General features: G+C 49.7%; 32 protein-coding genes and 1 pseudogene. 14 read left to right on the top strand and 19 right to left on the bottom strand.

Annotated elements, in window-relative coordinates; all coding sequences use genetic code 11:
* Nucleotides 1-10 precede the first annotated feature (10 nt).
* Nucleotides 11-286 carry a metal/formaldehyde-sensitive transcriptional repressor gene (locus KJF94_RS18440; protein WP_214377688.1) on the bottom strand — a complete coding sequence of 92 codons (276 nt, stop codon included), beginning with the start codon at nt 284-286 and terminating at the stop codon, nt 11-13.
* A gap of 508 nt (nt 287-794) precedes the next feature.
* Between KJF94_RS18440 and KJF94_RS18435 the strand changes: the two genes are divergently transcribed.
* Nucleotides 795-1,004, top strand: a complete 210-nt coding sequence (locus KJF94_RS18435) for a DUF2188 domain-containing protein (protein WP_214377686.1) — start codon at nt 795-797, stop codon at nt 1,002-1,004.
* Between the two features lie 41 nt (nt 1,005-1,045).
* Nucleotides 1,046-1,237 carry a hypothetical protein gene (locus KJF94_RS18430; protein WP_214377684.1) on the top strand — a complete coding sequence of 64 codons (192 nt, stop codon included), beginning with the start codon at nt 1,046-1,048 and terminating at the stop codon, nt 1,235-1,237.
* A 49-nt stretch (nt 1,238-1,286) separates the two neighbouring features.
* On the opposite strand, the gene hxsA is transcribed toward KJF94_RS18430, so the two are convergent.
* The 5 genes from hxsA to KJF94_RS18405 all read right to left on the bottom strand — a co-directional run bounded on the left by hxsA (nt 1,287) and on the right by KJF94_RS18405 (nt 6,221).
* Nucleotides 1,287-1,916, bottom strand: coding sequence for a His-Xaa-Ser repeat protein HxsA (gene hxsA, locus KJF94_RS18425; protein ID WP_214377682.1), 630 nt, complete (start codon nt 1,914-1,916; stop codon nt 1,287-1,289).
* On the bottom strand, nt 1,903-3,141 hold the full coding sequence (hxsC, locus tag KJF94_RS18420) for a His-Xaa-Ser system radical SAM maturase HxsC (RefSeq protein WP_214377680.1): 1,239 nt from the start codon (nt 3,139-3,141) through the stop codon (nt 1,903-1,905). Before hxsC ends, hxsA begins: the two co-directional genes overlap by 14 nt.
* A gap of 2 nt (nt 3,142-3,143) precedes the next feature.
* On the bottom strand, nt 3,144-4,625 hold the full coding sequence (gene hxsB / locus KJF94_RS18415) for a His-Xaa-Ser system radical SAM maturase HxsB (RefSeq protein ID WP_214384900.1): 1,482 nt from the start codon (nt 4,623-4,625) through the stop codon (nt 3,144-3,146).
* Nucleotides 4,626-4,630: 5 nt separating this feature from the next.
* Nucleotides 4,631-4,936 (bottom strand): His-Xaa-Ser system protein HxsD, encoded by a 306-nt coding sequence (gene hxsD, locus KJF94_RS18410; protein ID WP_214377678.1) that lies wholly within the window; start codon nt 4,934-4,936, stop codon nt 4,631-4,633.
* A gap of 514 nt (nt 4,937-5,450) precedes the next feature.
* On the bottom strand, nt 5,451-6,221 hold the full coding sequence (locus tag KJF94_RS18405; protein WP_214377677.1) for an alpha/beta fold hydrolase: 771 nt from the start codon (nt 6,219-6,221) through the stop codon (nt 5,451-5,453).
* Between the two features lie 163 nt (nt 6,222-6,384).
* Between KJF94_RS18405 and KJF94_RS18400 the strand changes: the two genes are divergently transcribed.
* From KJF94_RS18400 to KJF94_RS18385, 4 genes are all read left to right on the top strand, one after another.
* The gene (locus KJF94_RS18400) at nt 6,385-6,834 is read left to right on the top strand and encodes a MarR family winged helix-turn-helix transcriptional regulator (protein ID WP_250548175.1); all 450 of its coding nucleotides are present in this window, start codon (nt 6,385-6,387) and stop codon (nt 6,832-6,834) included.
* 221 nt (nt 6,835-7,055) lie between these two features.
* Complete coding sequence (locus KJF94_RS18395; protein WP_214377675.1) at nt 7,056-7,373, top strand: hypothetical protein; 318 nt, start codon at nt 7,056-7,058, stop codon at nt 7,371-7,373.
* 251 nt (nt 7,374-7,624) lie between these two features.
* Nucleotides 7,625-8,665, top strand: coding sequence for a diguanylate cyclase (locus KJF94_RS18390; protein ID WP_214377673.1), 1,041 nt, complete (start codon nt 7,625-7,627; stop codon nt 8,663-8,665).
* 268 nt (nt 8,666-8,933) lie between these two features.
* The gene (locus KJF94_RS18385; protein WP_214377671.1) at nt 8,934-9,296 is read left to right on the top strand and encodes a histone-like nucleoid-structuring protein, MvaT/MvaU family; all 363 of its coding nucleotides are present in this window, start codon (nt 8,934-8,936) and stop codon (nt 9,294-9,296) included.
* Between the two features lie 272 nt (nt 9,297-9,568).
* Here KJF94_RS18385 and KJF94_RS18380 read toward each other — a convergent pair whose 3' ends face one another.
* The 4 genes from KJF94_RS18380 to KJF94_RS18365 all read right to left on the bottom strand — a co-directional run bounded on the left by KJF94_RS18380 (nt 9,569) and on the right by KJF94_RS18365 (nt 11,386).
* A complete protein-coding gene (locus tag KJF94_RS18380; protein WP_214377669.1) occupies nt 9,569-9,814 on the bottom strand; it encodes a type II toxin-antitoxin system CcdA family antitoxin in 246 nt (81 codons plus the stop codon).
* A 278-nt stretch (nt 9,815-10,092) separates the two neighbouring features.
* Nucleotides 10,093-10,482, bottom strand: a complete 390-nt coding sequence (locus tag KJF94_RS18375) for a hypothetical protein (protein ID WP_214377667.1) — start codon at nt 10,480-10,482, stop codon at nt 10,093-10,095.
* Between the two features lie 47 nt (nt 10,483-10,529).
* Nucleotides 10,530-11,009 (bottom strand): hypothetical protein, encoded by a 480-nt coding sequence (locus KJF94_RS18370; RefSeq protein ID WP_214377665.1) that lies wholly within the window; start codon nt 11,007-11,009, stop codon nt 10,530-10,532.
* Nucleotides 11,010-11,011: 2 nt separating this feature from the next.
* On the bottom strand, nt 11,012-11,386 hold the full coding sequence (locus tag KJF94_RS18365; RefSeq protein WP_214377664.1) for a hypothetical protein: 375 nt from the start codon (nt 11,384-11,386) through the stop codon (nt 11,012-11,014).
* Nucleotides 11,387-11,725: 339 nt separating this feature from the next.
* Here KJF94_RS18365 and KJF94_RS18360 point away from each other — a divergent pair, with 339 nt between their 5' ends.
* The 5 genes from KJF94_RS18360 (at nt 11,726) to KJF94_RS18340 (ending at nt 15,867) form a co-directional block, all read left to right on the top strand.
* On the top strand, nt 11,726-12,052 hold the full coding sequence (locus KJF94_RS18360) for a helix-turn-helix domain-containing protein (protein WP_214377663.1): 327 nt from the start codon (nt 11,726-11,728) through the stop codon (nt 12,050-12,052).
* 144 nt (nt 12,053-12,196) lie between these two features.
* Nucleotides 12,197-12,463 (top strand): hypothetical protein, encoded by a 267-nt coding sequence (locus KJF94_RS18355; RefSeq protein WP_214377662.1) that lies wholly within the window; start codon nt 12,197-12,199, stop codon nt 12,461-12,463.
* A gap of 655 nt (nt 12,464-13,118) precedes the next feature.
* Nucleotides 13,119-14,168 carry a hypothetical protein gene (locus KJF94_RS18350; RefSeq protein ID WP_214377661.1) on the top strand — a complete coding sequence of 350 codons (1,050 nt, stop codon included), beginning with the start codon at nt 13,119-13,121 and terminating at the stop codon, nt 14,166-14,168.
* Nucleotides 14,169-14,440: 272 nt separating this feature from the next.
* Nucleotides 14,441-15,235, top strand: coding sequence for a hypothetical protein (locus KJF94_RS18345; protein ID WP_214377660.1), 795 nt, complete (start codon nt 14,441-14,443; stop codon nt 15,233-15,235).
* 377 nt (nt 15,236-15,612) lie between these two features.
* Nucleotides 15,613-15,867, top strand: coding sequence for a hypothetical protein (locus KJF94_RS18340; protein WP_214377659.1), 255 nt, complete (start codon nt 15,613-15,615; stop codon nt 15,865-15,867).
* Between the two features lie 289 nt (nt 15,868-16,156).
* Here the strand turns inward: KJF94_RS18340 and KJF94_RS18335 are convergent, their stop codons facing one another.
* From KJF94_RS18335 to KJF94_RS18320, 4 genes are all read right to left on the bottom strand, one after another.
* Entirely contained in the window at nt 16,157-17,125 is a 969-nt protein-coding gene (locus KJF94_RS18335) for a DUF4238 domain-containing protein (RefSeq protein WP_214377658.1), read from the bottom strand.
* Between the two features lie 338 nt (nt 17,126-17,463).
* Complete coding sequence (locus tag KJF94_RS18330; protein ID WP_214377657.1) at nt 17,464-17,913, bottom strand: antitoxin Xre/MbcA/ParS toxin-binding domain-containing protein; 450 nt, start codon at nt 17,911-17,913, stop codon at nt 17,464-17,466.
* 832 nt (nt 17,914-18,745) lie between these two features.
* A complete protein-coding gene (gene grxC / locus KJF94_RS18325; RefSeq protein WP_214377656.1) occupies nt 18,746-18,997 on the bottom strand; it encodes a glutaredoxin 3 in 252 nt (83 codons plus the stop codon).
* Nucleotides 18,998-19,024: 27 nt separating this feature from the next.
* The gene (locus KJF94_RS18320) at nt 19,025-19,540 is read right to left on the bottom strand and encodes a carboxymuconolactone decarboxylase family protein (RefSeq protein WP_214377655.1); all 516 of its coding nucleotides are present in this window, start codon (nt 19,538-19,540) and stop codon (nt 19,025-19,027) included.
* Between the two features lie 131 nt (nt 19,541-19,671).
* Between KJF94_RS18320 and KJF94_RS18315 the strand changes: the two genes are divergently transcribed.
* A complete protein-coding gene (locus KJF94_RS18315) occupies nt 19,672-20,490 on the top strand; it encodes an AraC family transcriptional regulator (protein ID WP_214377654.1) in 819 nt (272 codons plus the stop codon).
* A gap of 78 nt (nt 20,491-20,568) precedes the next feature.
* On the opposite strand, the gene KJF94_RS18310 is transcribed toward KJF94_RS18315, so the two are convergent.
* Complete coding sequence (locus KJF94_RS18310; RefSeq protein WP_214377653.1) at nt 20,569-20,760, bottom strand: hypothetical protein; 192 nt, start codon at nt 20,758-20,760, stop codon at nt 20,569-20,571.
* Between the two features lie 74 nt (nt 20,761-20,834).
* Here KJF94_RS18310 and KJF94_RS18305 point away from each other — a divergent pair, with 74 nt between their 5' ends.
* The gene (locus KJF94_RS18305) at nt 20,835-21,263 is read left to right on the top strand and encodes a hypothetical protein (protein WP_214377652.1); all 429 of its coding nucleotides are present in this window, start codon (nt 20,835-20,837) and stop codon (nt 21,261-21,263) included.
* Between the two features lie 50 nt (nt 21,264-21,313).
* Nucleotides 21,314-21,565 carry a hypothetical protein gene (locus KJF94_RS18300; protein ID WP_250548174.1) on the top strand — a complete coding sequence of 84 codons (252 nt, stop codon included), beginning with the start codon at nt 21,314-21,316 and terminating at the stop codon, nt 21,563-21,565.
* Between the two features lie 14 nt (nt 21,566-21,579).
* Here the strand turns inward: KJF94_RS18300 and KJF94_RS18295 are convergent, their stop codons facing one another.
* From KJF94_RS18295 to KJF94_RS18280, 4 genes and pseudogenes are all read right to left on the bottom strand, one after another.
* Nucleotides 21,580-21,996, bottom strand: coding sequence for a hypothetical protein (locus KJF94_RS18295; protein ID WP_214377650.1), 417 nt, complete (start codon nt 21,994-21,996; stop codon nt 21,580-21,582).
* A gap of 6 nt (nt 21,997-22,002) precedes the next feature.
* A pseudogene (locus KJF94_RS30615) lies at nt 22,003-22,308 on the bottom strand (helix-turn-helix domain-containing protein); the annotation flags it as partial.
* 15 nt (nt 22,309-22,323) lie between these two features.
* Nucleotides 22,324-22,965, bottom strand: a complete 642-nt coding sequence (locus KJF94_RS18285; RefSeq protein WP_214377649.1) for an exonuclease/endonuclease/phosphatase family protein — start codon at nt 22,963-22,965, stop codon at nt 22,324-22,326.
* A gap of 495 nt (nt 22,966-23,460) precedes the next feature.
* Nucleotides 23,461-24,735, bottom strand: coding sequence for a site-specific integrase (locus tag KJF94_RS18280; protein WP_214377648.1), 1,275 nt, complete (start codon nt 24,733-24,735; stop codon nt 23,461-23,463).
* Nucleotides 24,736-24,741 lie beyond the last annotated feature (6 nt).

Raw genomic sequence — 24,741 nt, 5'->3', positions numbered from 1 at the left:
CCTATCGACTTCATTTGGAGTAGCGGCGAATAGCTTCGAGAAGCTCCTCGACACCTTTGTTGCGCTCTTCTTCACTGAGGGCAGGGTTTGCTACATGCTCCCGGGCGTGGTCCTCGATGATCTCTTCCATCAAACCATTGATAGCTCCACGTGTGGCTGCTACCAAATGCAAGGTTTTAGCGCAGTCAAGATCAGACTCCAGCGCACGCTCAACGGCTTGGATCTGTCCAGCGATCCGCTTAACTCGTTTGAGAAGATCGTTTTTGTTGGAAGCTATATGACCCATGGGATACCCCTTACGTTTATAGCGTCATCATAGGTATACCCCCTATACCTATGCAAGCGCCGTTCGGCAGAACCACCTGATCGACCCTGACGCCTCACCGGAAACGGCTAATCGACTTAAGGTGAGTGCTTACATTTCGGAATGAGGGTCTGCTAGCTCAAGGCCAATTTCATGGTCACCTTCTGCGCAGCTGGATTCATCCTTTGCTCCAATAGAGAACTAGTTGGCTTATGAATTAAATTTTTCGTCATGTGTGAATTTTTCTCAGAGCAATGTTGAATTGATTGCGAGGACTATTGTTCAGACTAATAGTTGTAAAATTATCTATTATTTTGCTTGGCGGAATTATTCATAAAAATGAACTGGGTAGGGCCCAAAAAGCGTTAGGTTTGGGGCTAGAATCGCAGCTCGGGAATAGATAGTATTTAAATGCATTTCCGGATTAAATCTTCGTTACACCTATCATAAGGTCGACAGTGCCTCTTATTTTTTGGAATAGGCGAGTGACATGAATGTCTATTCGATATTGAAAACCTCCAGCGGTTGGGGGCTTTACAGAAGCGGGTCACAACGAGCGAAGCTTGAGGCACAGGCTAAAGAAGATATTGTGAGGATGTCGGCGGAAATTTTGATTAAAGAAACAGCGTCGGTCCGAATCTTTTCGGCTGACGGCAGCTTCCAGGAATTAAGGTTTAAGGAAGGTAAGCTCTGCTCCTGAATGACCTTGGATTGGGCACTCACCTTGAGGGCGGTTCATATATGCTGATGGATTCCGAGCGCCTGAAACCGTATGTTGACGCAGTTAAGCGCGCTCGATTGGCGCGGCAGATGATAGCTATCAGGGTTTCAAAAAACCAAGCGCTACAGGATGAATTGGATCGCGCCGATGCAGCCTATGTGCAAGCGTACACAGAACTTGCTGAGTTCACAGACTCCTGCACAGAAATCTAAAGATCTTTAGATATCCATTCCTGACTCACCATAGCGCCTTGATTTAGAGCTATGGGATGGCAATGCCCAATGCGTTTAGCGTCGGTGTATCCATCTTGCCACTGCTTACAATCGCCGAATCTGTTTGGAAAGCCATGAGTGATCCACGGACACTGTTATTGAGCACCCCATCGATCGGCCCCGCGTAATATTTTTTGATCATCAAAGCCAATTGAACACGTCGAACAAGCATCGACAGATCCGCTGCTGTGGGCTTGGCAGGTGTGGCTGAGTAGACATTCGATCGCGTTGCCGTACTGGTAGAAGGCTTGGAAGATGTCGTGCTCGGTGTGCTGACGGTGGAGTGAGTCGTAGTGCTGGGTGTTGAAGGCGACGAAAGAAAATTGCTGGTTGGCGCAGTGTAGGCGCTTGGAGCGCTGTAACCACCCGAACTGCTGTAGTGAGAACTATGCGAGCTATGTGAACTGTGCGAGCTGTGTGAGCTATGTCCTGCGTAGACGTTGATCGCGTCTTTCGCATTCAGGGTGTTGTTGAATGCAGGCGGAGCACTGTGGGGATTCGGCAACCAGTCAGCCGATGCCAATTGAGTCGTGCTGGCATCTGCCATAGGGCTACCGATAACGGGGATCAAGGCCATAGATTGGCCGATCAGAAGCTTCCAACGATCAAGCAGTTTCATACTGTGCTCCCTGCATATTTTGAAGATCTTCGATGGTTAGCGGATGGATGCTCCGGCTTTGCCAGCGAGATGAATGTGATTTGAAGAAGCCCGCACATGCGTGAGTAGCCGAGCACGTTTGGCAGGCATCGATAAACAGGTTTTTCCAGTCTGAAATACTCTGCCGGTAGAAGCGCTCTAGCATCGGATCGAGTACGCATAGAGGCAGGTTGTAAATCGAAACAGCGATGCCGCGGATGTCGAGGAAAAAAGCTGCCCGGCTGAGCTTTTCCTGGTAGTCCGCCGGGTCTATCCAGAGCTGATCGTAATTTTTCTTAGCGAGCCCCGTGTTCTCAATACCCATGAGCGCAACGTGGTGCACGAAAGGCAAATTACGAAAAACGAAATGCGCCCACTCGGGAAGCCGAGGCGTCGTCAGCCTGCTCAGTACCATGCGGATTTCTATCTTTTGCCCCGCGCGTTGGAGGTTGTAGAGGCCGACTATTGTTTCGCTGAATGCGCCTGGGGCTTGGACGACGTTGTCGTGGTCCTCTGCATTGTCGGCGTACAGAGGAACGCCCCAACTGAGACTTGGGTGACTTACTTGTCGAAGGTCATCGATCCACGTGGGATCACTCAGCAACCGACCGTTGCTTAAAATGTGCAAGGATTTTTCAGGCAGTACCCGTTTGGCGTGCTCAATGATGGCGAGCAAGCCCGACCGGTACAGCGTGGGCTCTCCGCCACTTATACCCAGTTGTTCGGCCCCCGGGTCGACCAAGTCAATTAGCTTCAGGTTCTCCTCGATGTGCCACCTGTCATCGATGTCCTTTGGGGGCTGAGAGCACATCAGACATAGGCTGTTGCATCGATCAGTCATGAACAACAGATTGCTATTGGCACCCCTGCGATAGAGAACACGTACGACGCTCGTTCCAGGTCTAACCGCGATGACATCTCCAGGCTGCACGACCAATGGATCTTTGGGATTGGTCAACAAAGCTGCGCTTATGGGACCTACTGGATGCGGGTGGCCTGATACCAAAAAACCACCAACAGGAACTGAGAGCCATTGGTACAGATTGGCGGTGGAGGATTGGTCGAGCCATAGCATTAAGTCATCAAAAGAAGCTTCACCTGCGCACACGGCCACACCTTGGGAAATGAATTCTTCTGGAGTGATGACTTTGAATAGCTTGGGTGCCGTGAGATTGAGAATCTCAAATTGCGTGTCGAGTCGTAGCATCTTTAGCCCCTATAACCAGGTGAGGGAAGGGCGCTCAAAGATCTACGCGTTAGCCAGGACAAAAGGGTTTTTTGAGTCTCGCTGTCCCCATCACGCAGCAAGCGAAAAAGGTGCGTGAGCAATGCAGTGTTTTTCTGACAGAAGCTGCTGAATGCGCGGTGTCCGATCGGATCCGCTTGGCGGGCAAAATGCTCAATGGGGTCTGCTCCGCAATAGGGGACTAGCGCACAGTCAGAACATCCTGGTAACGCTTCTGCCACACCTGCGGACAGCAACATATCAATCACTGGCGATTGGAGCAGCTCCTTCAGAGGTTGGTGCACCCTGCCGAGCTTCAATCCGTCCTCACCCATTTCGAGAAGCATGCGGGATTCATCTGAGGGGTAGACATCGCCGTCGTAGTTGTAAACGAGAGTTCCCAGTCCTGCGCCCAGGGGGGAGCGCAGATCTACATAGCCGGATGCAAACGGAGTCAAAATGTTCGTCAGCAGGAGTGATGCGTAACCTTCTGAGATGAACGTCCCTTGAGCATTCAGATTCATCAGATACGACAAAGCCTCCAAGTAAAAACCGATGAACTCATCCATCGAATAGTCCAGACGCTTCGCGGATTTCTTCGCGAATCCATACGGGCTCAAGGGGCGCAGAGAGATGTTGGTGAATCCTTGGGCCACGTACTCGTCAATTATCGCGTGAGGGTGCTCCAAGCTCTTGGAGGTGATGGTTGTCAGTGCCGAAACTGCATCGTGACCCAGCCATGCCCTTACTTGTTCGATGCCTTCAATCGTTCGCTTGTAGGCATCTCTGGTCGGTGTTGGCCGGTTGGCGTTGTGCAGAAACTCTGGACCGTCCAGTGAAGTGGAAAATTGAATGTTGTGTTGCTTGGCGAAATCCAGGATCTCGACATTCAGGTGATGGAGAGTCGTCGTGATGACGTACTGGATGCTGCGTTGCTCCACTGCGTTACGGGCTTCGACCAACCCAACAATTTGTCGGATGCGGTCAAACGCTAACAGAGGTTCGCCACCTTGAAACTCGACGGTGAGTACGGGGGAGGGAGCCTCAAACATTCGATCCACTGCCAGCTCAGCATGCTCGGCTGACATGTCATGACCCGAACCACTGAGTGGCGCCCGGGAGACTTGGCAGTAAGCGCAGGTGTGATTGCAGCGTAGAGTGACAACGAAAATGTGTAGCGCAGGTCCTTTGAGGACAAAGCTTTTACGACTACTAAATTGCGCCGCCATTTCTGGAAATGGGTCGTGCACATTCGGCTCAAAGACAAAGTGGCGGGCAAGTAGGTCTTTGTAGTGAGCAGAGCTTGTATCCACGGCCTTGTAGGCGAGATCCTTCAACTGTTTTTCAGAAACGAAAAGATACTCGCCTGTGTCAGCTGTTAGCAAAATACTCTCGCTATGGTGCTCATCGATCCGCAAAAATCGGAACGGGAGCAGTCGATAGCTGGCCTCTTTGGCTATGAGCATATCGTTCACACGCCAGCTCCACGTAGGGCGGCATTTGCAAGTATTTCCCTCAGCCCAGAGGTTTCAATCTGAATGCGCTCGCGCAACGCGAAATCGTTCAGATTGCGGAGAATTAGCTCGCGCCCTTCTTGCTTGGATATGACTGCACCAGCTCCGCCGATGAGCATCGTGGGAACGGCATCGAGATGAATCTGATTGTCTGTCTGCCGAACCTGAATCGTTAAGGTAGGTGCGACAGCATAGGAAACGCGCTGAACAACGCTCAGTGGATAAATCGCGCTGTCCACGGAAACCGTAACTTCCCAGTTCATTTTTTCGAATCCATTCTTTTTATGTGCGCGGATGATCGCTTGATAACGGGCAAAGCGCCACTATTTGTAACCAAATATTTAGTAAAGCGCTTTCTTGGCCCATAGAGTGAGGAGATGCCCTCAATGTGCCTTGGACCATCCACCAATTTTTTGGTCGACGGGTACCTTGGGACAGGTAACGAGAGCCACCTATCTATCACGCAGACAAAGAAAAGCCCGCGTCTAAGCGCGGGCAAAAAAATCAGAATTAGAAAGGAGCGAAGTCAACGTAGGTTAGATAATGTGAAAAACTTGTGAAGCTGGGCTGATCGAAACTGAGACTCCGTTTCCTGCTCATCACAAAACGATGTGAGTTCTCCGCGGAGTCCCTGTAGCTTGCACCACTCAGCATTCTGATTACGAAGTGAATCAAACCCTTGGTCAGAGAGTTGCTGGGGTGTGCTTTCAGCAAATGAACGTTTAGTGGATCGGTCAGTTACCAATCGAATTAGCCTCTTGGCAACTGCCCGAAATTTCATTTTGCTGCTTTTTCAATCAAGTTGGCGACGATTTTCGGATTGGAAATCATCACGACGTGCGAACCACCTTTGACCTTCACAACTTCTTTGGCGTGTGCACGTTCAGCCATGAACACCTGGGCTTGAGCCGGGATGTTTTTGTCCAGGTCGCCATAAACGAAATAGGACGGAACGGTTTTCCAGGCTGGCTCAGTCGACTTCTCGTGGAGTGCTTCTGCGGTCACAGGGCGCTGAGTCGCGGCCATCAGCTTAGCTTCGGCAGCTGGAACATCTGCGGCGAACTGAGCATGGAACTTGTCCTGCTGGATATAGAGATCTTTATTACCGTCAGCCAACTCAACAGGTGGCGCAAGGGTTGGGCCTAAGGTTCCACCGGGAAATTTACCGGACAGATCCGCCGTTGATTCGCCCGCTTCAGGTGCCACACCTGCTACGTAAACCAACGATTTGACGTTGGATTGGCCGTAAGCGGCTTCGGAGATGACGGGGCCGCCGTAGGAGTGGCCGACCAAAACAACAGGGGTTTTGATGGATGCCAGCAATTCCGCAACGGATTGAGCGTCACCTTTGAGGCTGCGCAATGGGTTGGAGGCTGCGATGACTGGGTAGCCATCCTTTTCCAGAATCTTGATAACGCCATTCCAGCTGCTTGAATCAGCGAAAGCACCGTGAACCAGTACTATGGTTGGCTTTGCGTCAGCTGCGTGGGCAATACCGCCTGCGAGGAGTGCGGTGGCGAGTGCTAAACCAGAGAAAATCTTTTTCATGCGGATGTCTACCTGTCGGGAAAAACTGTTGGTTTGAAAATACTTTGTGTGCGATTGAATCGCCTTGGTAGCAATCGTGCGGCAGGAAAAATTCTTTGTCAATTGCTTGCGATTGAATCGTGCACGTAATAACGTGGTATCTCAGACTAAAGGAGGGACTCAGGTGTCAGAAGAAGGCAAAAGCGACTTCGCGCCGCTGAATGATTTTTTATGCTTCTCGATTTATTCGGCTGGTCATGCACTCACGCAGTACTACCGTCCGATGCTGGAGTCGCTCGGCCTGACGTACCCGCAATATCTGTTGATGGTGACGCTTTGGGCCGAGGATGATCAGATCATCAAGGATCTAGGGAACAAGCTGTTTCTGGAATCAAGTACGCTCACTCCATTGGTAAAGCGCCTCGAAAGCGCGGGTTTGATTACTCGCAATCGAGACCCGCAGGATGAGCGTCAGGTGCGCGTAAAGCTGACGGAGGCGGGATGGGCACTCAAGGCAGAGGCCCTTAAAGTACCGAACTGCATTCAGGATGCCGTTGGATTGAGCACTGAGAAGATCATGGAGATCCAAGCTGCTGTAGCTGGCATCCGTGACCGGCTGATCGAAAAGAAATAACTGCTCAATTTCTTGAGGGGGCTGTTGTCTCATTAGATTGGCAGCGGGAAATCCCTGTTTCTTTTCAAGCTGTCCATAGTGGACTGATTAACTGGGAATAGGCCCTCAGTGATTTGTTACCTAGCCCTGAATGGTAGGGCTGGTGGTAATTCCCTACCCAGGCTTGGATGCCAAATTTTTGAAAATCTGGTCAACCAACGTAAGTGCAACGAGGCACCTCAATGAAAGAAAATCTTACCGAGGCAGAAATGCGCCAAGCGCTTTTTGGCTTGGGCAACAATGAGTCAAGTCCAGAAGTTCAGGACTCACGCATCACAGCGGACTCGCAACACGTATCAAAGGCTCGGAAGGTTGCCACCTCTAGGTCGCCAAAGCTGAGGGTGACTTTGCGCGTTACGACGGAGTTCGAAGGTAAAGCAGACACGTTCGTTTACGATGCGAGCACTCTGAGTAGTCTCATCGCCGAACAGGAAGCAAAGACAGAAGCGAAGAAGAAAAAATTTAAGTATTTTGAGCTGGTTTCGATCGAATCAATCTAGTAATTCCCTTGTGCGCAATCCCATCCACGTCTAAATTTTGCCTTATCGAATGCATCTCATTGAGGCTTGGCAGGATCCCTTGTGCGGTTAGTCGATTCGTACAGGTGCCATAGTTTCAGATGCGGAGTCTTTGCAGTTCAAAAATCGGAACAATGATAGGTGCTCGCTTTCTATTATTTTTGCATCTGGATTTGTAACAGTTGAGCAAAGAATCCCGGCTTATTTTCCTTTGGTTGGCTATGGGGCGGGGCATGAACGACTTAAAGCTTCAGGAGTTTTACGAAGCCTCAGACGAGACCGTCATAGTTTTGATAGTCGATGACCAACCGATGATTGTAGAGGCTGTACGGCGCCAACTGGCCAGTGAAATTGATCTTAAATTTCACTACTGCACGGATTCGACCCAGGCTGTAATTGAGGCTGTGAGGGTGAAGCCCACTGTGATTCTCCAAGATATGGTCATGCCAGGATTGGATGGGCTTTCGCTTATCCAGGAGTATCGAAAAAACGTCCCTACCCGAGGGATACCGATAATCGCGCTGTCAGTTAAGGAAGATCCGAGCGTGAAAAGTCGGGCCTTTGAAGCGGGTGCTGATGACTATTTGGTTAAACTGCCCGATCCCATCGAGTTAATAGCTCGGATTCGCTACCACTCACGCTCCTTCGTTACTGCCAGACGCTTGGATCACACATATCGCGCTTTGAGAACGAGCCAGCAGCAGCTGCTCGATACCAATCTGACGTTGCAGCGAGCAATGGGCGAATTGAAGCGCCTCGTCAATTCTGATGGGCTGACTGAAATAGCAAACCGAAGACATTTCGATGAGTTTTTACAAGCTGAATGGCAAACCGCTAGCAGAGCAGGCTTAGAGATCTCGTTGCTGATGGTCGATGTAGATTTCTTCAAGCGCTTCAACGATAGCTTTGGGCATTTAGCGGGCGACGACACCTTAAAAAAAGTTGCTGGTGCAATGCGCGATGCGGTGGAAGGAGAATCCTTTTTGCCGGCGCGATATGGCGGAGAGGAATTCGCAGTGATCTTGCCTGCTACGTCATCAGTCGATGCCATGACGATTGCGGAAAATCTTCGAAAAAAAGTAGAGGCATTGAAAATCCCGCACAATTCGCCTGAGCCGACATCTGTAATAACAGTGAGTATCGGGATTGCGACCATGTCACCCGAGCGGACCGAGGATTGCAAAATGCTGATCGACTTGGCAGACAAAGGACTGTATCTGGCGAAGAGAGGCGGACGAAATCGAGTTGGAGTTTGTCCGGCAGACGGTGAATAGCTTTCGATTTTTTACCGGTGCCTGAAGTATTTTTGTAACGCTAATCCCAGGCAGTACTTCACGCTCCGCAGTGCTCTTCGGCATCGCTACTCACAGTGCAGTGTACGTAAAAGCAGATGTTCGCAGGCTATTTGTTATAGTTTTCCAGTATGTAAGACCATTAAGATCTGCTAAATTCTATTTGATGCGAAATATGTGATTGGAGCAGACTCTTTCATTTTACAATTGGTTCTGGTTGCCAATTCCCTCTCAACCTTAGGAGCGATCGATGTCTAAACTTGCCGAATTTCGTCAGCTGGAAAAACATTTAGCAGAGCAGTTGCAGGCGCTTGAAGCCCTGAAAGGCGATGCAGGCCTGAAAAAAGAAATCGAGTTTGAAACCAAGCTCAGAGCGTTGCTCGCAGATTACAGCTACAGCCTAAGAGACGTGGTCAACCTCCTGGATCCTAAGCGTGGCCGTACCGGGGTAGCTACTGAATCTAAGAGTGTTTCCCGTAGAGCACGTCAAGTGAAGGTTTACACCAACCCTCACAACGGCGAGACCGTGGAAACGAAGGGCGGTAACCATAAGGTCTTGAAAGAGTGGAAGGCAAAGCACGGCGCTGCGACCGTTGAGTCTTGGCTCAAGTAATAATTTTTTTGCAATGATGGATACCCATGCTGTGAGCTGCTCGCTTGGGTTTTCAGATGGTGGAGCGCATAGCGTTAATAGGTGGCGTGCGCTTCATCGCTTCGAGTAACTAACGTGCGGAAGGATCGTCCTATAGCCATAGCACCAGGCAGAACATGGATCTGTCCCACTCCCCCCTAGAACCTCCCCGTTTGGCCGTGGCTTTTTAAAGGGCGCCACTACCCGCGTACCAAGCTCAGCAATTAGGTTCGCCTTACATCACATACTCAAGTTCAAAAGTCCCGAAGGCCGTCGCTGAAAACCCCGTGGATTCCGACATGGTCGGTGTAGGCATTCATCGCCTGGCGATTCTCTTCCTGCCATTGTTTCCGCCGATTTTGCCCAAAAATTTCAATCAAGGTCTGCTCCAAAGTCTCGGAGAGATTGATATCCAACGCCCTGGCCTTGTCGAGTAAGTCGCCATTTATGTTTACGACCACAGATCGTCTGAGGGCGTCGAGTTTGGAGCCAGTGATCATGGGCCTTCTCCTTTGTACGTATGATCTTTCTACTTCAGAGTTAACGTTCAAGACCGCAATGAACTCAAGTAAGGGGCGAAAAATTCGGTGTATCTACAGATGCGATCACCTCCGCAGTGAACACGGCTGGCGATTCGTTGACGGACGTCGGACGCGTCCGGTTCGTGCAACGCTCATGACTACAGGTGCCTGGCTATCCTTAGGCAGTTTGATCCAGCACCGCGTTACAGCACGCCTCAAACTTTGCACGAATAAGCCTTGAAACCCTGATAAAGTGGCTAGTCGCGGCTGTCGTTTGGATCGTGGGCGTCGGCGGGTGTCGAGTTTTCCGATAACGATTGGTCGCCCTCATATCTGAATGGCCGGCTCCTCCCAAATTGCGCTGCAATTTTCAGAGCTGCTTCTCGAAATTTCTCATCGACGAGAATCTTTTCCTCTGGGCTCAACGCTTCATACGCAGCTTGCGATCCCTCTCTCTGCAACGCCAGGCGCTCATTCCTCAAAGCCTTGATTTTCATCAATCGTTCAAACCCGTATTGATCTTCCTCTGGCGTATCGGAATTGTTCGTGATGTCTTTCATCGCGGCACCGCCCGTATCGTCGAGGATCGCACTGGCCCATCCTATCACCCACCACGCAGCCCTGGATGCTTTCGCGTAAGCGGTCATGTCCCTTCTATCGAAGGAAGGCAACCTAGGGGAGGGAAGTCATTCAGTCAGTAGCGCTCACAATCCACAAATAAGCCGACGTCTTCCAAAACGTCATTCAGCGCGCCGATGATTCTGGGCTCTGCGTACAACTCTAATCGCGTGTAGGAAAGCGCGACGGCGAGCCTCGTCTGGTGCTCGTCGAGAGCGCAGGGATCGAATGCCCAAACTTGGACATTGATGACGCTGGTGTCGTTGTGAGAATAGGCGTCCACCAGATCAAGTTGCGGCTTCATCACCTCCCAATCACCCAAAAAGATGCCATAGGTTTTTTGGGGGGAGTCAGCGAACATTGTTCGCTTATCTAAAAACGTGTCGCCAACAGCAGCAAACTTTTCAGCTGGAAAATTTCGTACGCTGAAATCCATCAGGCGAGGGGACGAAACGTAGCTACGAGCGCCTTCGATGTCGATAAGCTTTTGGTCGGTTGCTAGATGATCACGCAATGCGTCAAGCAATCCAGGTTGATTCGCCATGGAAAATTTCATGGTCAGGACTCGTAATGCAAATCGCAGCGCGGGTGGTGATAGTGCATACGCCTATTGCCAACCCGTGAGCCACAGATAGCGCAAATGTTCACCGACATCACCTCCGCCAAATTGAAGACGCCGCACACGTAGTCGTCGCCACCACGGTAGTAAATTCTCAAGCCACCGAATTTTTCCTTCACCTCCAAGACCGTGACCGGCTCGCAATCTGGGGCAATCTCGCACCGAGCAGAAACCAACGAAAGAGCGTTGTTCAGAAGGTCATACCAACCATCCAGGCATTCGAACCCCCAGAAATATCTCCCGTCCACGATTGTCGCGTTCGGAAAAAGGTTGAGATTTGGTTTGCAAAGCATCTCTTCGCGTTCTGGACTCACGGGGAATACCTCATGCATGAATAGGGACGATCACTGCGTTCTTCCCTTGTCCGTGGGGGATTTCATTTCAACGTTGGAGCCGTCATTGATCGCCAACGCCCGGTATCCCAATCAACGCAATCGGTGTCCCTGGACGCGCTTGCTCCTGATTAAGAATCAACCCTGGTGACATTTGCTCGAAAGCTCTCTGCGGATACCGTTCTGACAATCTGATCGCAGCGACATAGCCGCGATAGTTATTGCTTTAATATCTGTGGAAATTTTATCCAGACCCTACAATTGTAGGGCGCTAAAAAGCTGACTTTATGGCTTTATCATTCCCTTTGCAAGAGGTGATGAATGGAGCTGAATGATGCTTTCGCGGCCGCATTAAAGGGGATGCGAATGCTCCGCCATATGCCCCAGCAAAGGTTCTTCGGCAGCACTAGCCGTGCGTACATGACACACCTGGAGCAAGGGCGTAGATGTCCGGGACTGGCGAAGATCGAAGATTTAGCAGCTGTTATGGATGTGCATCCTGCGAGCATCGTCATTGAGTGCTATCTGCGTAAAAGTCCAGAAATGGACCTCGACAGCCTCCTCGAAAAAATCAGGCAGGACCTGACATACGAGTATACCGAGCTGGCCCCAGTACCGGCCGTGATTACCGAGCAAGCTCCTGAATGAGCTGCTCTTTAGCCCAGTGCGCTGCCTGGCGGTGGTGGACTGCTGCCCGAGGTGAGGGCGAAATGAATCATGCGGGCGTGGGTTGGTAACGGGATTGAAGCCGTTGCGAACCCTTTTTCTGATCGATCACAACTGGAGCATTGAGTGACTGTATTTTCTTGCAGGGCGGAATGTCAGGACGATGTCGACGCTTTTATCGAGGCCGCAAAAGATGCCGATGTCGAAATTCTGGTCCGAGCATTTGCCGACAAAGTTTTCCCTGACGTTGAAGTCGAGATTACTTCGCAGGCATCGAAGGACGTTTTGATGGCTCTCATGCGAAATTCTGAAGACGCACACATGATGCGCCAAACACTGCGAGCTGTTCCCTTATCGCAGAACTCCATGGAACCTGATGATCGAGTGAAGTGAGAGCTGATGCGGCATTAGCCTGGCGAGCGCAAACACGCACGCCACTTTAACCACCCGTTTGCATTAACCTAAGCAGTCAATTGCATTTGTAGTGGACAACTATTGCATCAGCTTGTCCCGCAAGCTTCGTTCCAATGAGCGTCACCGGGCAAGACTTAACGTCCGGTCGACAGGCAGAAGTCGACCCAAGGCAACTCGTTGAGGCAAGCGGAAATGGGCAATTGAAGCATACATCATCTTTGCTCACTACTATCAAGGAGTGGCGCTCTTATACAGCCCATTCGTTGGACCTCAGCTACTAATCTCTAAATACCTGTTCAATAACAACAAGAATAGGTATATCAAGAAAAGCTCTCTCTACTTATCACCTAAAACGTTTCTTTGAAAAGAGACATGTCTGGCATAGCTCGGCATAGACAGTGATGATGCTGAGATGATTTAAGGTGCTTCTAAATCGTTGTCTCAAAATTATTACTGTTCCTTCGATTTGTTGTAAGGTGAATGTTACAACACTGTGGGGGTAGGGGTATTTATAAAATCATAATGAAAAAATAATATCGCAAATTAATCTTAAAAATACACGTTAAATTTCGCGTGATAAAAATTCTTGGCTAGAATAAAGTTAGTTTTTCATCCTGTAGTGGTGATATGTAAAATGGACAAGCCAAGGTTCAGATCGGCAATTGTCGCAGTTGTTAGCGCGCTCTATGCCTATAGTTATCCAGTAGCGGCATCTGATTGTTCAGATGTATATGCCAGCGCAACAAGAAATATAAAAACTAACGAGCGCCAAGCATCGGAGCTTTTATATTTTTTCAATAAGCACTGTGAAAGTAACGGTGAGGTTTCAAGCTCGTCCACTGGAATAAATTTGGAAGCCGTTGTGAAGGCAATTCCGATGAAGTTCGGGGCCGAGAATTCAAATGCACAACAAAAACTATCTGAGTTTTGTAAAATCGGCACATCCCTGAGCACGCAGTGGGAGAATGAATCATCTTACTCATCAACCGTAACAGTACCCTCTTTGGTAAATTTCAATGAGTGCATCGCCCTACAAAACAAGGGCGTTAGAATTACTCATGCTACTCAAGAACCTACGTCGGTTATGATCACCGGTGATAGGACTGATGCGAATTTAATATACATAGATGCAGCAACATTCAATAATATGACGTGCACTAGTGCAAGTTTTTCCAGTAGTGGTAATAAAGAAGATTTTGATGGCAGCAAAAGACTGAGGGTGCCGGACACAGGGTTTAATATTTCATGTCAGCGGAAAGAGATGATAGAAGCTGGAAAAAAAGTTTACCCATTAGCAAGTGTTGCAATTGGTACTAGCGAAGGTTCGTATACAGTCGTTATGCCCGATGAAGAGCTTTATGGTTACGATGTCGCCAGTGCCAATCGCGCAAAATTTACCGCTTTGATGACTGAAAAAAATCAGCTGTCTGCTGAACTTGGCGATAAAATCAGAAATCTTCAAACTAGGTTGGATAATGTGAGCGTTAGACCCTTTGCATTTCATGTTGCGGATGGGCCGACCTTTAGTAATGTTCCATTTGCTGGCGACGTCAATGCCGTAACGCCCTATGCTGCTTCGATCTGTAATCAGGATGGTTCAGTTCCAGTGCTACAGGTAATGACGAGCCTTTCTGGCGGTGGACATGGGATCACGACTTATGCAGGCGCGTGCCTAAAAAAATAACATCTTAAAAGAAAAGTTTCTTTGCGCAATCCCTGCCATGGGCATCCACATTGGACTCGATGATGCTCCGGACGGTCCGCAGCTTTATTCTGCTTCGCGCAAGAACTGGTCCTGGTAACAAATGGTTCCTTAATAAGTCCAGGGTGGCGCAAGACACCAAATGTGTTTTAGATGTCGACTACGATGTGACTAGCGTGCCGCCTTTAAGCAATAGAGCTTCCTGCATGCCAGCTCAATAGACACTATTTATAAAAATAGAGGGAGAGTTTTCCATGGATAAAGAAACAAAAAATAAGGGAGAAAATATAGTTGACCCATCGCAAAATATTACCTATGAGTCTGCTAAGCTACTTGTCAAAAGTGGAGAGTGGGTTTTTCAAACTAGGCTATTCGAAGACATTCGTGAACTCGTAAAAAAACGCGTTGAAATTAATTATGGGACTATTCCTGACCTCAAACGGGTTGATTATGCATCAAGAATGCTTGTCTCTGTAATTGAAAAAATCGCGGAAGACGAGAAGATATATGACATGCCAAATGTCCACAACCCACTCGATCCCAAGCTTACAATGCGGGTTGGGTTTGGGCGGATTCTGAAAATAACTCCGACCCTTAAAGATATTAATTGTCAGATTCTTGGTTTGGTTGGCACAGTACTCGCGGTTTCCGATTGGAATAAAATGGCTGTGATAGCCACAGCCTTTTCCGTAACTCCTCCCTTGGTTAGTGCAGTAAAGACGCTTTTATCGGCATGGGAACATCTAGAGGATAATAAAGAAATTGTCGTTTTCGAAACTGTGGCTTTGCTGCAAAATTCTTTTATTGTTGGAGATTTCGATGCCTTCGAGAAAGGAGATATAGAAAATGCCATTGAGGACTTGACGCCAACTTTGGATGAGGTAGCAGACTTTATTAGGTACAAATACCCTGAGCGTAAGTTAATCCCAAAAGCCTGGATGTTAAAAAATAATGTGGAGTCTAAGGCGCAGATACTTGGGGTTCTTAAGAGTCTGACAGATAGAGAGATATTGCGTGAGCGCAATGACCAATGGAGTATCGTTTTTTAGTGGCATGCCGTCCAGCAAGCCTTTGTTATTGATGCCAAGATTTTTGTCTTTTAAGGCTCCTTAGAACGGTTCTGAATCCTGTTGGGAATAGTTAAAGTTGTTCTGAAATTAGTAATTAGTAGGCATGGCTGCTTTTGATAATTTCTGCCGAGATTTGGCAAAAGAGGTTGGTGTCAAAAGCTCAAGTATCCATTAATTACTTTCCTACGAAAGGTGACCTGGGGGCTGCCCTGGCCCATGAATGCACTTATTAATTTCTTGAGTATCTCAAACAGGTTCTAAGTGCTTCCAAGAACAGAAGATCTTGCATCAAAAGCTACGTAGAGGTTTTTCGCGCGACTTTAGTGCGCGAGAACCGCATGTGTATGGGTGGGATCATGGCGGCCGAATACGCAGATCTTGCTCCAGAGGTCCGAGTGGAAGTGTTTCGGTTTACTAACAAGCTGGTCGATTGGATCACCACTGTCCTTGCACTAGATCCTCAAAATCTTGACGCAGAGGCATTACGCAAGTGGGTACTTGCAATATTTGCAGCAGTTGAAGGCACCCAACTGGTAGCCCGCGGCTGTGAGGACGTACAAGTCTACGACGATATCCTCGATGCATGCTGGATCAGTGGCCCATTCCCGTAACGCCGGTCCCATGAGCTAAACCTAAGTCTGCGTTCTGTATTTTTGACGTTCCCTCAATACAGCACGTCAGCCTTGTCGATATATTGGCACAAACGACTAGAGAGGAAAATCAACTCGCGATTTAAGGTCTGCTTTTGGCTGAGGCCTGCCCTTGAGCAGACGCAGACTAGTAATGTGCAGTCACTGACCGAACGGAGTAGACCGATTGCCGAGATCTGCACCTCTTGATTTCAGTTGCTTTTGCAGTTTGAGTTTCCAAGCATTAAGGCAACCATGCTGCCGTGGCGCATTATGGAGGTAAAAGCTTTAGGAAAAATTGCAGTTGCCGCTCGCTTGTTGCATAGACGTCCATGTCTGAGCTTTCGACTTGAAGTCTATTCAATGAGAGGACCTTTTGTTTACCTAGAGTACCGAATTCGATTTTTTTGCCGCCGCCAGATGATTTGTACAAACGCATGTTTATTTTTGGGGTTAGAGGTATCTGCCCCATGAAGGACGTTATGTCGTCACGATGCGCTCGTGGTTCAACACGTCCTAATGTCGGTGAACTGCTGGTGACTAGGTCTATATTGCTGACGTTGTAATCGAGTGAAATCTTGAAGTTTGATCGGGACAGGTTTTTGGCAAACCTGACAGACTCCACATAGAGGTGGATTTTCGTCACTGTATCGACTTGCTGACGTGAGAGCTTATGCTTTTCATCGGGGCCTCGCTGAAGGTACATTTCCTTTGTTATGTCATTTATTCTTTGCCTTGCCCGTTGGGTCCTGAAGTGTTGGGTTGCAAAAAAAAGCATAAGGCTGTCGTAGTGTTTTTCTCTATCTTCTTCGAAAACCCGCGAGAACTCGCAACCAGCAGCTGAAATTTTCTTTATGGTGTGGACGAACCAACCTTCAAGGTCTGCATAGCGGTCTTCTAGGAAGTTTGTTTCTATTACGACCAGCTTCTCGTAGTTATCCAGTTTGTTTTCTCGGTAACGGTTAACCAATAGTAGTGGGTTGAGCGCGCGCATAGTCTGCGCTACGAAAGGCTCGTGCAATAGCGGTTTTAGCAAATATTTCAGCATGTCCCAAACGATGTCATCAATGATGACCTTATAAAATCGGTTTTTCTGAGCAATATTCGAAAGGTTGGTTGTTTTAAAGGTTTTTCCCGTAGTTTTATTTAGTGACCATAGGGATGTGGTCTCAGGGGCTATCCAGCTGTTGAGGTACAGTCGACTCACATAATGTTGCCTGACTTTTTCTTCTAGATGCATCAATGGGATATCCGGGGCCAGTGCCAAGTAATGGCATGGTGGCATTATTTTCAAACTCACACTAGATTCTGTATGAAATCTTGGAATCATCGCAGGGCCACGGGAGGTCTGATTTTCCGTAGAATTCTGGCCTTTAGCTCAGCATGTCCAGCTCGTATATACCTTGTCGTCTCTCCACTGTTGGCTGATAGCAGGCTTTCGTGAATAATTGCTTTGGGTGGGGCGTGTTCGCAGATCCTGCTGGTCAAATCTAATGCACATGACCAATCAGGTAAAATGCAATGGATGAGTCAGTTCGAGCAATTACTCAGCAAATCGGAGAGTGAGGCGTTTGACCCTTATGAGTGCACGCCGTTCTCAATTTTCCATATCAGTGACTCGATGGTGCTCATCCCTACAAATGTAGAGAGCAGCCTCGCCGGCGTTTCTCTGCCCAACGCAATGTTCGGCTGAGTCAGCCAATTCACCGTTGCTACGCTACTGCCCTCGAACAGTCCCAGAGCGTCTTGTAAGACCAAGGCTTGGCGAAAAGCGTAATCGCTTTCGTTGACGGTCAGCTTCTGCGCCTTTTTCCATCGGCGCTGAGCCGAGAGAGAAACGCCGAGTAAGGAGAATAGCTTTGTTGTGGATATGCCCAAGAACAGCGCCAGGTCATCATAGAAGTCCACGCCAATCCGGTTACGTACAAGATCTGCGCAAGCACGTCGATCCTGCCGTAACGCGAGGGCGTGGAAAAAACGTTCGGAGGGACATGGGGCAGGGCGATCGATTTCAGTAACTTTGCTCATGGTTTGTTACCCGTCCTAATACCTGCGTGAAGTCCGCAAGTGCCGCCGTTTCACCATGACACGGCCCTAAGCGAAAGGCTGAAAAGCTAGTGAGCCAGCATATAGCGGACGAACAGCAGGTAGGAACCAGGTTTCCAGAAATAGCCGAGCATCATGAGTCGCTGTGATTCATATAGTCAGGGCTAGGGTCAGGCAAACGCTTTGGCAAAAAGCACGGAGCTGGATCCCGCCCGGGGCCGCTTGGCTCGATTTCGCGGACCGTAGGGATGTGAGGCCAGCAGGGGCAATTAGATAGCGAAAATCTACGGGGGAGCGGGATGCTAATGAACACCGCAAGGTCCCTGAATTCTCACTACCGACTCATCGATCGGACCCTCAAGATGTGAGCTTTCATCGGAGCAGTATTTGGGTAGACATATGCATCTGATTGCTACGCGACACGGTCTAGCTTGGTTGCGCTTTATGAGGCCGCGAATGAGATCACTGGCCTAGCGTATAGGGGGGGGCTTGGTCAGAAGCGTATGCTTCAACGCCAAAAAAGCCCGAGAACGGTATCGATTTTTCGATCCCGCACGGAGGCTGTACGTTTTGACTAGATTTTATGCTGCGGATCCAAATGCATCCCACAAAGAAAGGTTTTAGCCACATCAATATTGCTACCCCTGCGCCAATACTAACGCTGGCACAGATGCTCATATGGTGTGAGCGGTGCAGCAAAATCGTTATCGTCCTGTCGAAGATGGGCATAGACAAAGGATCACCGTAGAGAATTTGGCGGTAGCCCTCGCAAGGTTCACCGCCACTCTCCGTACCTCGTCGAACCTACCTGATCTCAGGATAACAGCGACATCAACCCGCCTTTACGATCTAGCTTGGCCAGGTCGTCGAAGCCGCCGATGTAAATGTCCTCAATAAAGATCTGAGGCACCGTGCGGCGTCCACTACGGCTGACCATTTCATCCCGCTTACCCTCTTGGGTGTGGATGTTGATCTCTTTCATCCTAACCCCCCGACTGGCCAGCAAGGATTTCGCATTGCGGCAGTACGGGCAGGTTTCCGTGGTGTACAGAGTCACAGTTTTCATGATTGGTTCTCTGTTTTAGGCGCCTGCTTAGCTGATCGCCGGGAAGTCGATATCGGTCAACGCGACGTTGTTCAGATAGTTGGTCAGCGTCTGCGAAGACACATGTGCAATCACCTCGATGATCTTGGCATCGTTGATGCCGGCCGCGCGTGCTTCGGCGATCTGCTCGTTGGTCAGATGACCACGGCTTTCAGTGATTTGCTTTGCGAGCCGTGCGAAGGCGTCGAGTTTCCCTTCACGAGCGCTAAGAATTTCATTTTGTTTGTAACCGGCTTTACCTGCGAACAAAGTGTGGGCAGCGAGGCAGTAGTCACAACCGTTAGCTTGGGAAGTAGCGAGGAAAATTGATTCCTTTTCCAGATCGCTGAGCGACGTTTTGCTCAGGGCAACGGAGCTTTGCATGTAGGAGGCAAGGACAGAAGGAGCATGGGCTAGTACGCGGAATACGTTAGGCAGGAAGCCGATTTTCTTCTGGATGCCTTCCAGCATTGGACGGGTAGCTTCGGTGGCTTGTTCGAGGTTAACTGGGACGATGCGAGACATGGTGATACTCCGATGATTAAGCGCGTTGTGCGCTGGGTACGGAGTCGATGTTAGAGGTTTATTTGGTTTATTGGCTGCTAAAAATCTACGATATACGACTAATCGTCCAGAATCGTTGACGGAGATCGACCATGGATCGTTTATCTACACTGCTTACACATTTCGGTGTAAACGCTGGCACCTTTCACAGCGGTGCGTTTTGCGGGATTACGGCATTCGATGGCAGCCAAACACATGGGCACATGCATCTGCTGCAAGCCGGTGAGGTTCACCTCAAGCTGGCCGATGAGACAGAGCTGCACATTACCGAACCAACTCTTATCTTTTTCCCCCGTCCTTACCGACATCGGATGACTGCCAAAGAAGGATCCGGCGCGCAGTTAGTCTGTGCATCGGTAGAGTTCAATGGGGGCGCGGGTGGTGCACTCGCTACGGCATTGCCGGATTTCCTCGTCTTGAAGCTGGATGAAATACCGACCCTGGCGAGCACATTGCAATGGTTGTTCGACGAGGCCTTCGAGGGTACCTGCGGTCGTGAAGCAATAATGGATCGTCTGTTCGAGCTATTGGTGATTCTGCTGCTTCGCCACATTCTGGCCAGTCGTAATCAGCAGCCTGGAATGATGGCCGGGCTGGCCGATACGCGTCTGTCACGCCCTCTCAACCTTATGCACGCTGCGCCGGCTAATGCTTGGAGTTTGGCCGAGCTTTCGGCAGCGGCCAATATGTCACGGGCCAGCTTTGCCGATCACTTCAAGCGAATTGTTGGGCAGTCGCCGGGCGATTATTTGGTGAGTTGGCGGATCAGTTTGGCGCAGAAACTTCTACGTGAGGGCAAGCCCATAGCGCTAATTGCCGAAGAAGTGGGTTACGAAAGCCCTTCAGCATTGGCTCGGGCGTTTCGTCGTAAAACAGGTGTCAGCCCACGAGAGTGGAGGGATGAAAGCTAGTGATTTCACCTCAGACTGCTCTGCAATGGAGCAGTTTGGAACGATTTTGATATCGCTGAGGACCGAGCGTGTCAGTCCTTACTCCATACCCAGAAGGAACTTCATCAGTCGCGCCTTCCCAGCATCGCTCAACCTGAAATACCGCTCCAGCAGCTCTGCTTCATCGTTCGTGTACGCATAGAAATAAGCCGCGGGTAAATCAAGCTCTGCGGCGACACGTTCAATCAGTTCCGGGGCAGGAATACGCTTCCCCAGCTCGTATCGATTCATGCGGGTGCTGGCAGACGCCGGCTCAAGACCTATTCGGATCCCCAGCTCTTCCTGAGATAGCTCAGCAGCTAATCGTGCTTGCCGGCGGCATTGTCGTGCACAACACCTGCGGATTCGCTGCTTTGGCTTCGGTGCTGTTCGTGGGTGCTAGGAAAAAAACCGGAGACAGACCGCACAACGTGCCATTGATCGCCCTTGGTACTGGACTACTTTGGTTCGGCTGGTACGGTTTTAACGCTGGATCGGAGCTGCGGGTGGATATGATCACCGCTGCATCTTTTCTGGCCACGGATCTCTCTGCTTCTTTCGCCGCTATCACTTGGCTCATCGTTGAGCGACTTCACTCCAATCGTACGAGCTTCATCGGCCTTCTGACTGGGGCGGTGGCGGGCCTGGCAACGATCACACCTGCTGCCGGATACGTGTCGCTGACAACGGCATGTTTTATTGGGATCATTGCCGGCTTGGTCTGCTATGGGACCGTATTGTTGGTGCACAACTGAAATTAGACGACGCCTTGGACGTGTTCGGGGTTCACGGGATGGGAGGGCTGATGGGCTCGCTCTTGCTCGGTATATTCGGTTCGTTGGCCTGGAATCCACATGGTGCCAACGGCTTGATCTACGGCGGGACTGAGTTCTTCTTCAAGCAGGTCGTGGTGGTTGTGTGCTCCAGCATTTGGGCGTTTGTTTTCACCTACCTCATGCTCTGGGTCATCAGCCGGTTCATCACCGTTCGAGTGACCGAAGCCTCCGAACTCTCTGGTTTGGATGCCGATCAGTTGGGCGAAAACGCTTATGAATAGTGCCCACGCTGTAATCACTTCAACATAGCGACTGCGTCAGAGCCAATCCCGCCAATCTTATATTTGGCTTGATTGAACTCAACCTGATCGGTCCTGTGTTCGGCACCGCTTATAGCTGACGCGCCGACGTTCATAGGGTCGGCGTCGTCCGATCTCACTTGATCAGTAGCATGCTCATCGCCACTGCTTGCCAGCGGGCTGGCATCTACATGGGCAGTGGCGTCGAACGTCACTTGGACAGTCCCATGCTCCGCACCGCTTCGAGCCAATACCCTAGCCCTGTTATTGCCCTCCCTAATCGAACCGAATGGCAAGGCACTCACTCGGTCATAAAGAGGTTTCGGCGTCTCTACAGGTAGGTCCGTGCGGGTATGCATCACGTAGATGGCAAGTACGAACAACGCTAGCCCGGAAAAGATCTTGCGGTGCATATCTTCCTACCTCAGTGGGTGAAAAATGTCCCGGTTCGGTAGCTCTCCATCACCTACTACTGATCGCTTCCTCAACAGCTGATACTCAGTTGGTGTCGGTCTTTTCATTTTTCCGCACCCCGACGCTAACCGCCAATTGCCTGGGGACATGCCCATGTGCTTTTTGAACAGCTGAGTGAAATGACAGAGATCTGGAATGCCGCAGCGTTGGGCAACTTCGGCGATCGTCATCCGGGGGTAATCACGCAAAAGGTCACAGGAGAAGTAAATGCGCCTTTGAGTCAGCCAGCGATAGGGAGGAGTACCGACTGTGGCAGCAAAGGCTTTTTAAAAATTGCTGACGGACATGTTGCATGCCTCTGCGACCGACTCCAGTCTCACCTCGCCCGTGAGGTTCGCACTCAACAGTTCCTTCGCACGTCGCACTTGCCATCGAGCCATTCCACCAGGCACCACAATGTTTCCCGGTGAGAACTCATATCGCTCGATGACGTGAGCGTGCAGAACGCCGGCTAAATAGGTCGAGAAGATCGGGCTGAGCTTTTCTGGTTTTTCCAGTGCGAGAAGAGCTAGCTGAATGAGCCCTTCGATTACCGGGTCAATCTCACACTGGAAGGAAACCAATTCGCGGGACGAGATGTGACTGTCTGAAGTGGACCCCTTGTCGGTGTACGAGACTACTCCGCTTTCAGCAAAGCTAGCGAGGCAAGCGCATCGCTCGCCATTCACGTCAGAGAAAAAAATGTCACCGCCAAAAGTGGCGTCACTTGGCAGCGGACTTGTGTTTATCCATAGCTGATGCGAGGCGGACTCTTTCAGCTCCACTGTAAAAAGCATGGTCTTTATTTTGCGCGGTGATGCTAATCCGAAATCGATACGGCGATGCGAATCGAGTGATTTTTGATGGGCCTCCCTGGCTACTCCGCGGTTGTTGATGTCACTGAGCGGAGCGGGGAGTTCATCAGTCATGATAACCACCACGCATTGAGAATTGACGCGTTAGAAGCTGTGGTTACGGTAAAAAATCACTGTTGCTGCTGAGGTGAGATCACCGCAAATAGATAAAGCTTCATCTAAGTATTAGCCCAATTCAACCCCGTTCCATGCACGCTTAACAGCCTCTCGTCAGTTAATTTTGGCTCGCATTACACCTTGAGCAATGTCCATTAAACTATCGGATAGAGCATGCAGAACCGTGGAAGAATGAACGGAAAATGCCAATTCTTATTCGATGTCAGGATGCCAAGAATTCTCCAGTTGCGCATCGCTCTAGTGGATTTTTTAATTAGCGAACCTTCCATCCATCGCCACCGAACCCCACAGCCTCGAACGCCCAAGGCCCACCACCCTTTGGTCAACTGCGCGACTCACGTCGCGGTACAAACCCTCATCACCAAACACGGCCACTCATGCTGATCAGGGTATCAACCCCATCAGAGGCAAGGCGCAGGCCCGTCAGAGACGTCATCCATACTCGGCAATCTGAGCGTGAATGTTGAAATCCTCGGTAATAATGTCATTCACGCGCCCGTCCTTCGCCATGATGAGCACGCGCGCCAGGTCCAAGTAATGCTTGTAGGTTGTGGTAATGCTTGAATGGCCGAGCTGGTTCGTGAGGACCTGCGCAAATGCCGCATCAAGAACATCTGCTGCGGGCGATAGCAGCAGGGCCCCCCGGTGCTGGATCATCATCATCGTCGGCCACCAGTGACGAGACTGATAGAAATTGTTGTTGATTCGGAATTCTGGGTCTTTTTTATGGGCCAACTTGCAGGCATATCCGCAAGCGTTTGAAATCATTTTTTCCGTTACCGGCTCGCCTTCCGAGTTTAAAAATAAAATCGAAGGAGGGCTGGGCTTTCCATATCTATCTTTGTATTTCTTTTTTCGAGCAGGGTATTCGGTCTTTATGTAGTTATCTTCGAGATCCTTCAGTGCGTACGCAGGGATCACGATATCGCGGTACTTGTTGCCTTTTCCGAACACGTTATAGGTGAACTTCGTCGGACCCTGTGGCATTGAGGAGTAGTTGAGAATGTGCTTGTTCTTTCCTACGCCGTACAGTGGGAATTTGCATAGCTCCATCGGACGCATAGCCGTCGCCAGCGCGAAGAGAAAAATCACGGAGTAAACCTTGTCTGGAAAAACGCTGAGAAGGGTCTTTATCTCCTGATTGAAGATCAACTCGTGAGGCCTTTTCTGGCTCGCTTCCCGGTCTAATACCAAAATAGGGTCAGAGCTGACTCTTGTTCCAGCCGCTTTTTTGACATAATTGAGCATCGTGTTGCTTTTGAAATTGGCTACCCAGTCCTCTAAATCAATCCTGACGTTAGTGGTGAACCCGGATTTTGAAAGCCACGCGAAGAACATTTGTAGAATTTTGGCATCACGGAAAATCGTTTCCGACGTAGGGCTGAACGAATTAGCTTTTACCCTGGCCACCTGTCGTGAGACCTGCCATCTCCGAATGTCTTGGTTCGTTACAACCGCGTGATAATCGCCTGGATCGACATCTTTATATTTTTTTTGAGTTTCAATGTAACGGTAGAACATCGAAATGATTGTCGCGTACCTTCTAGACGTTTGCAGCGACGAGCGAGTCCGCTCGTAGAGATAAAGGTTGGGTACCGAAAGCAACACATACTTCTGTTTGTAGTTAGCAATGAGCGAATAGTGTTCTACTTTCACCTCTAGTGCAGTTGATACGTAGGAGATGCTTTTGAGTTCAATTTTAAGCATGATTAC

It is taken from the genome of Pseudomonas hormoni (genome assembly GCF_018502625.1).
GTDB classification, from domain to species: domain Bacteria; phylum Pseudomonadota; class Gammaproteobacteria; order Pseudomonadales; family Pseudomonadaceae; genus Aquipseudomonas; species Aquipseudomonas hormoni.
The sequence above is the reverse complement of the archived record's forward strand: the minus strand, read 5'-3'. Positions and strand labels throughout refer to the sequence as shown.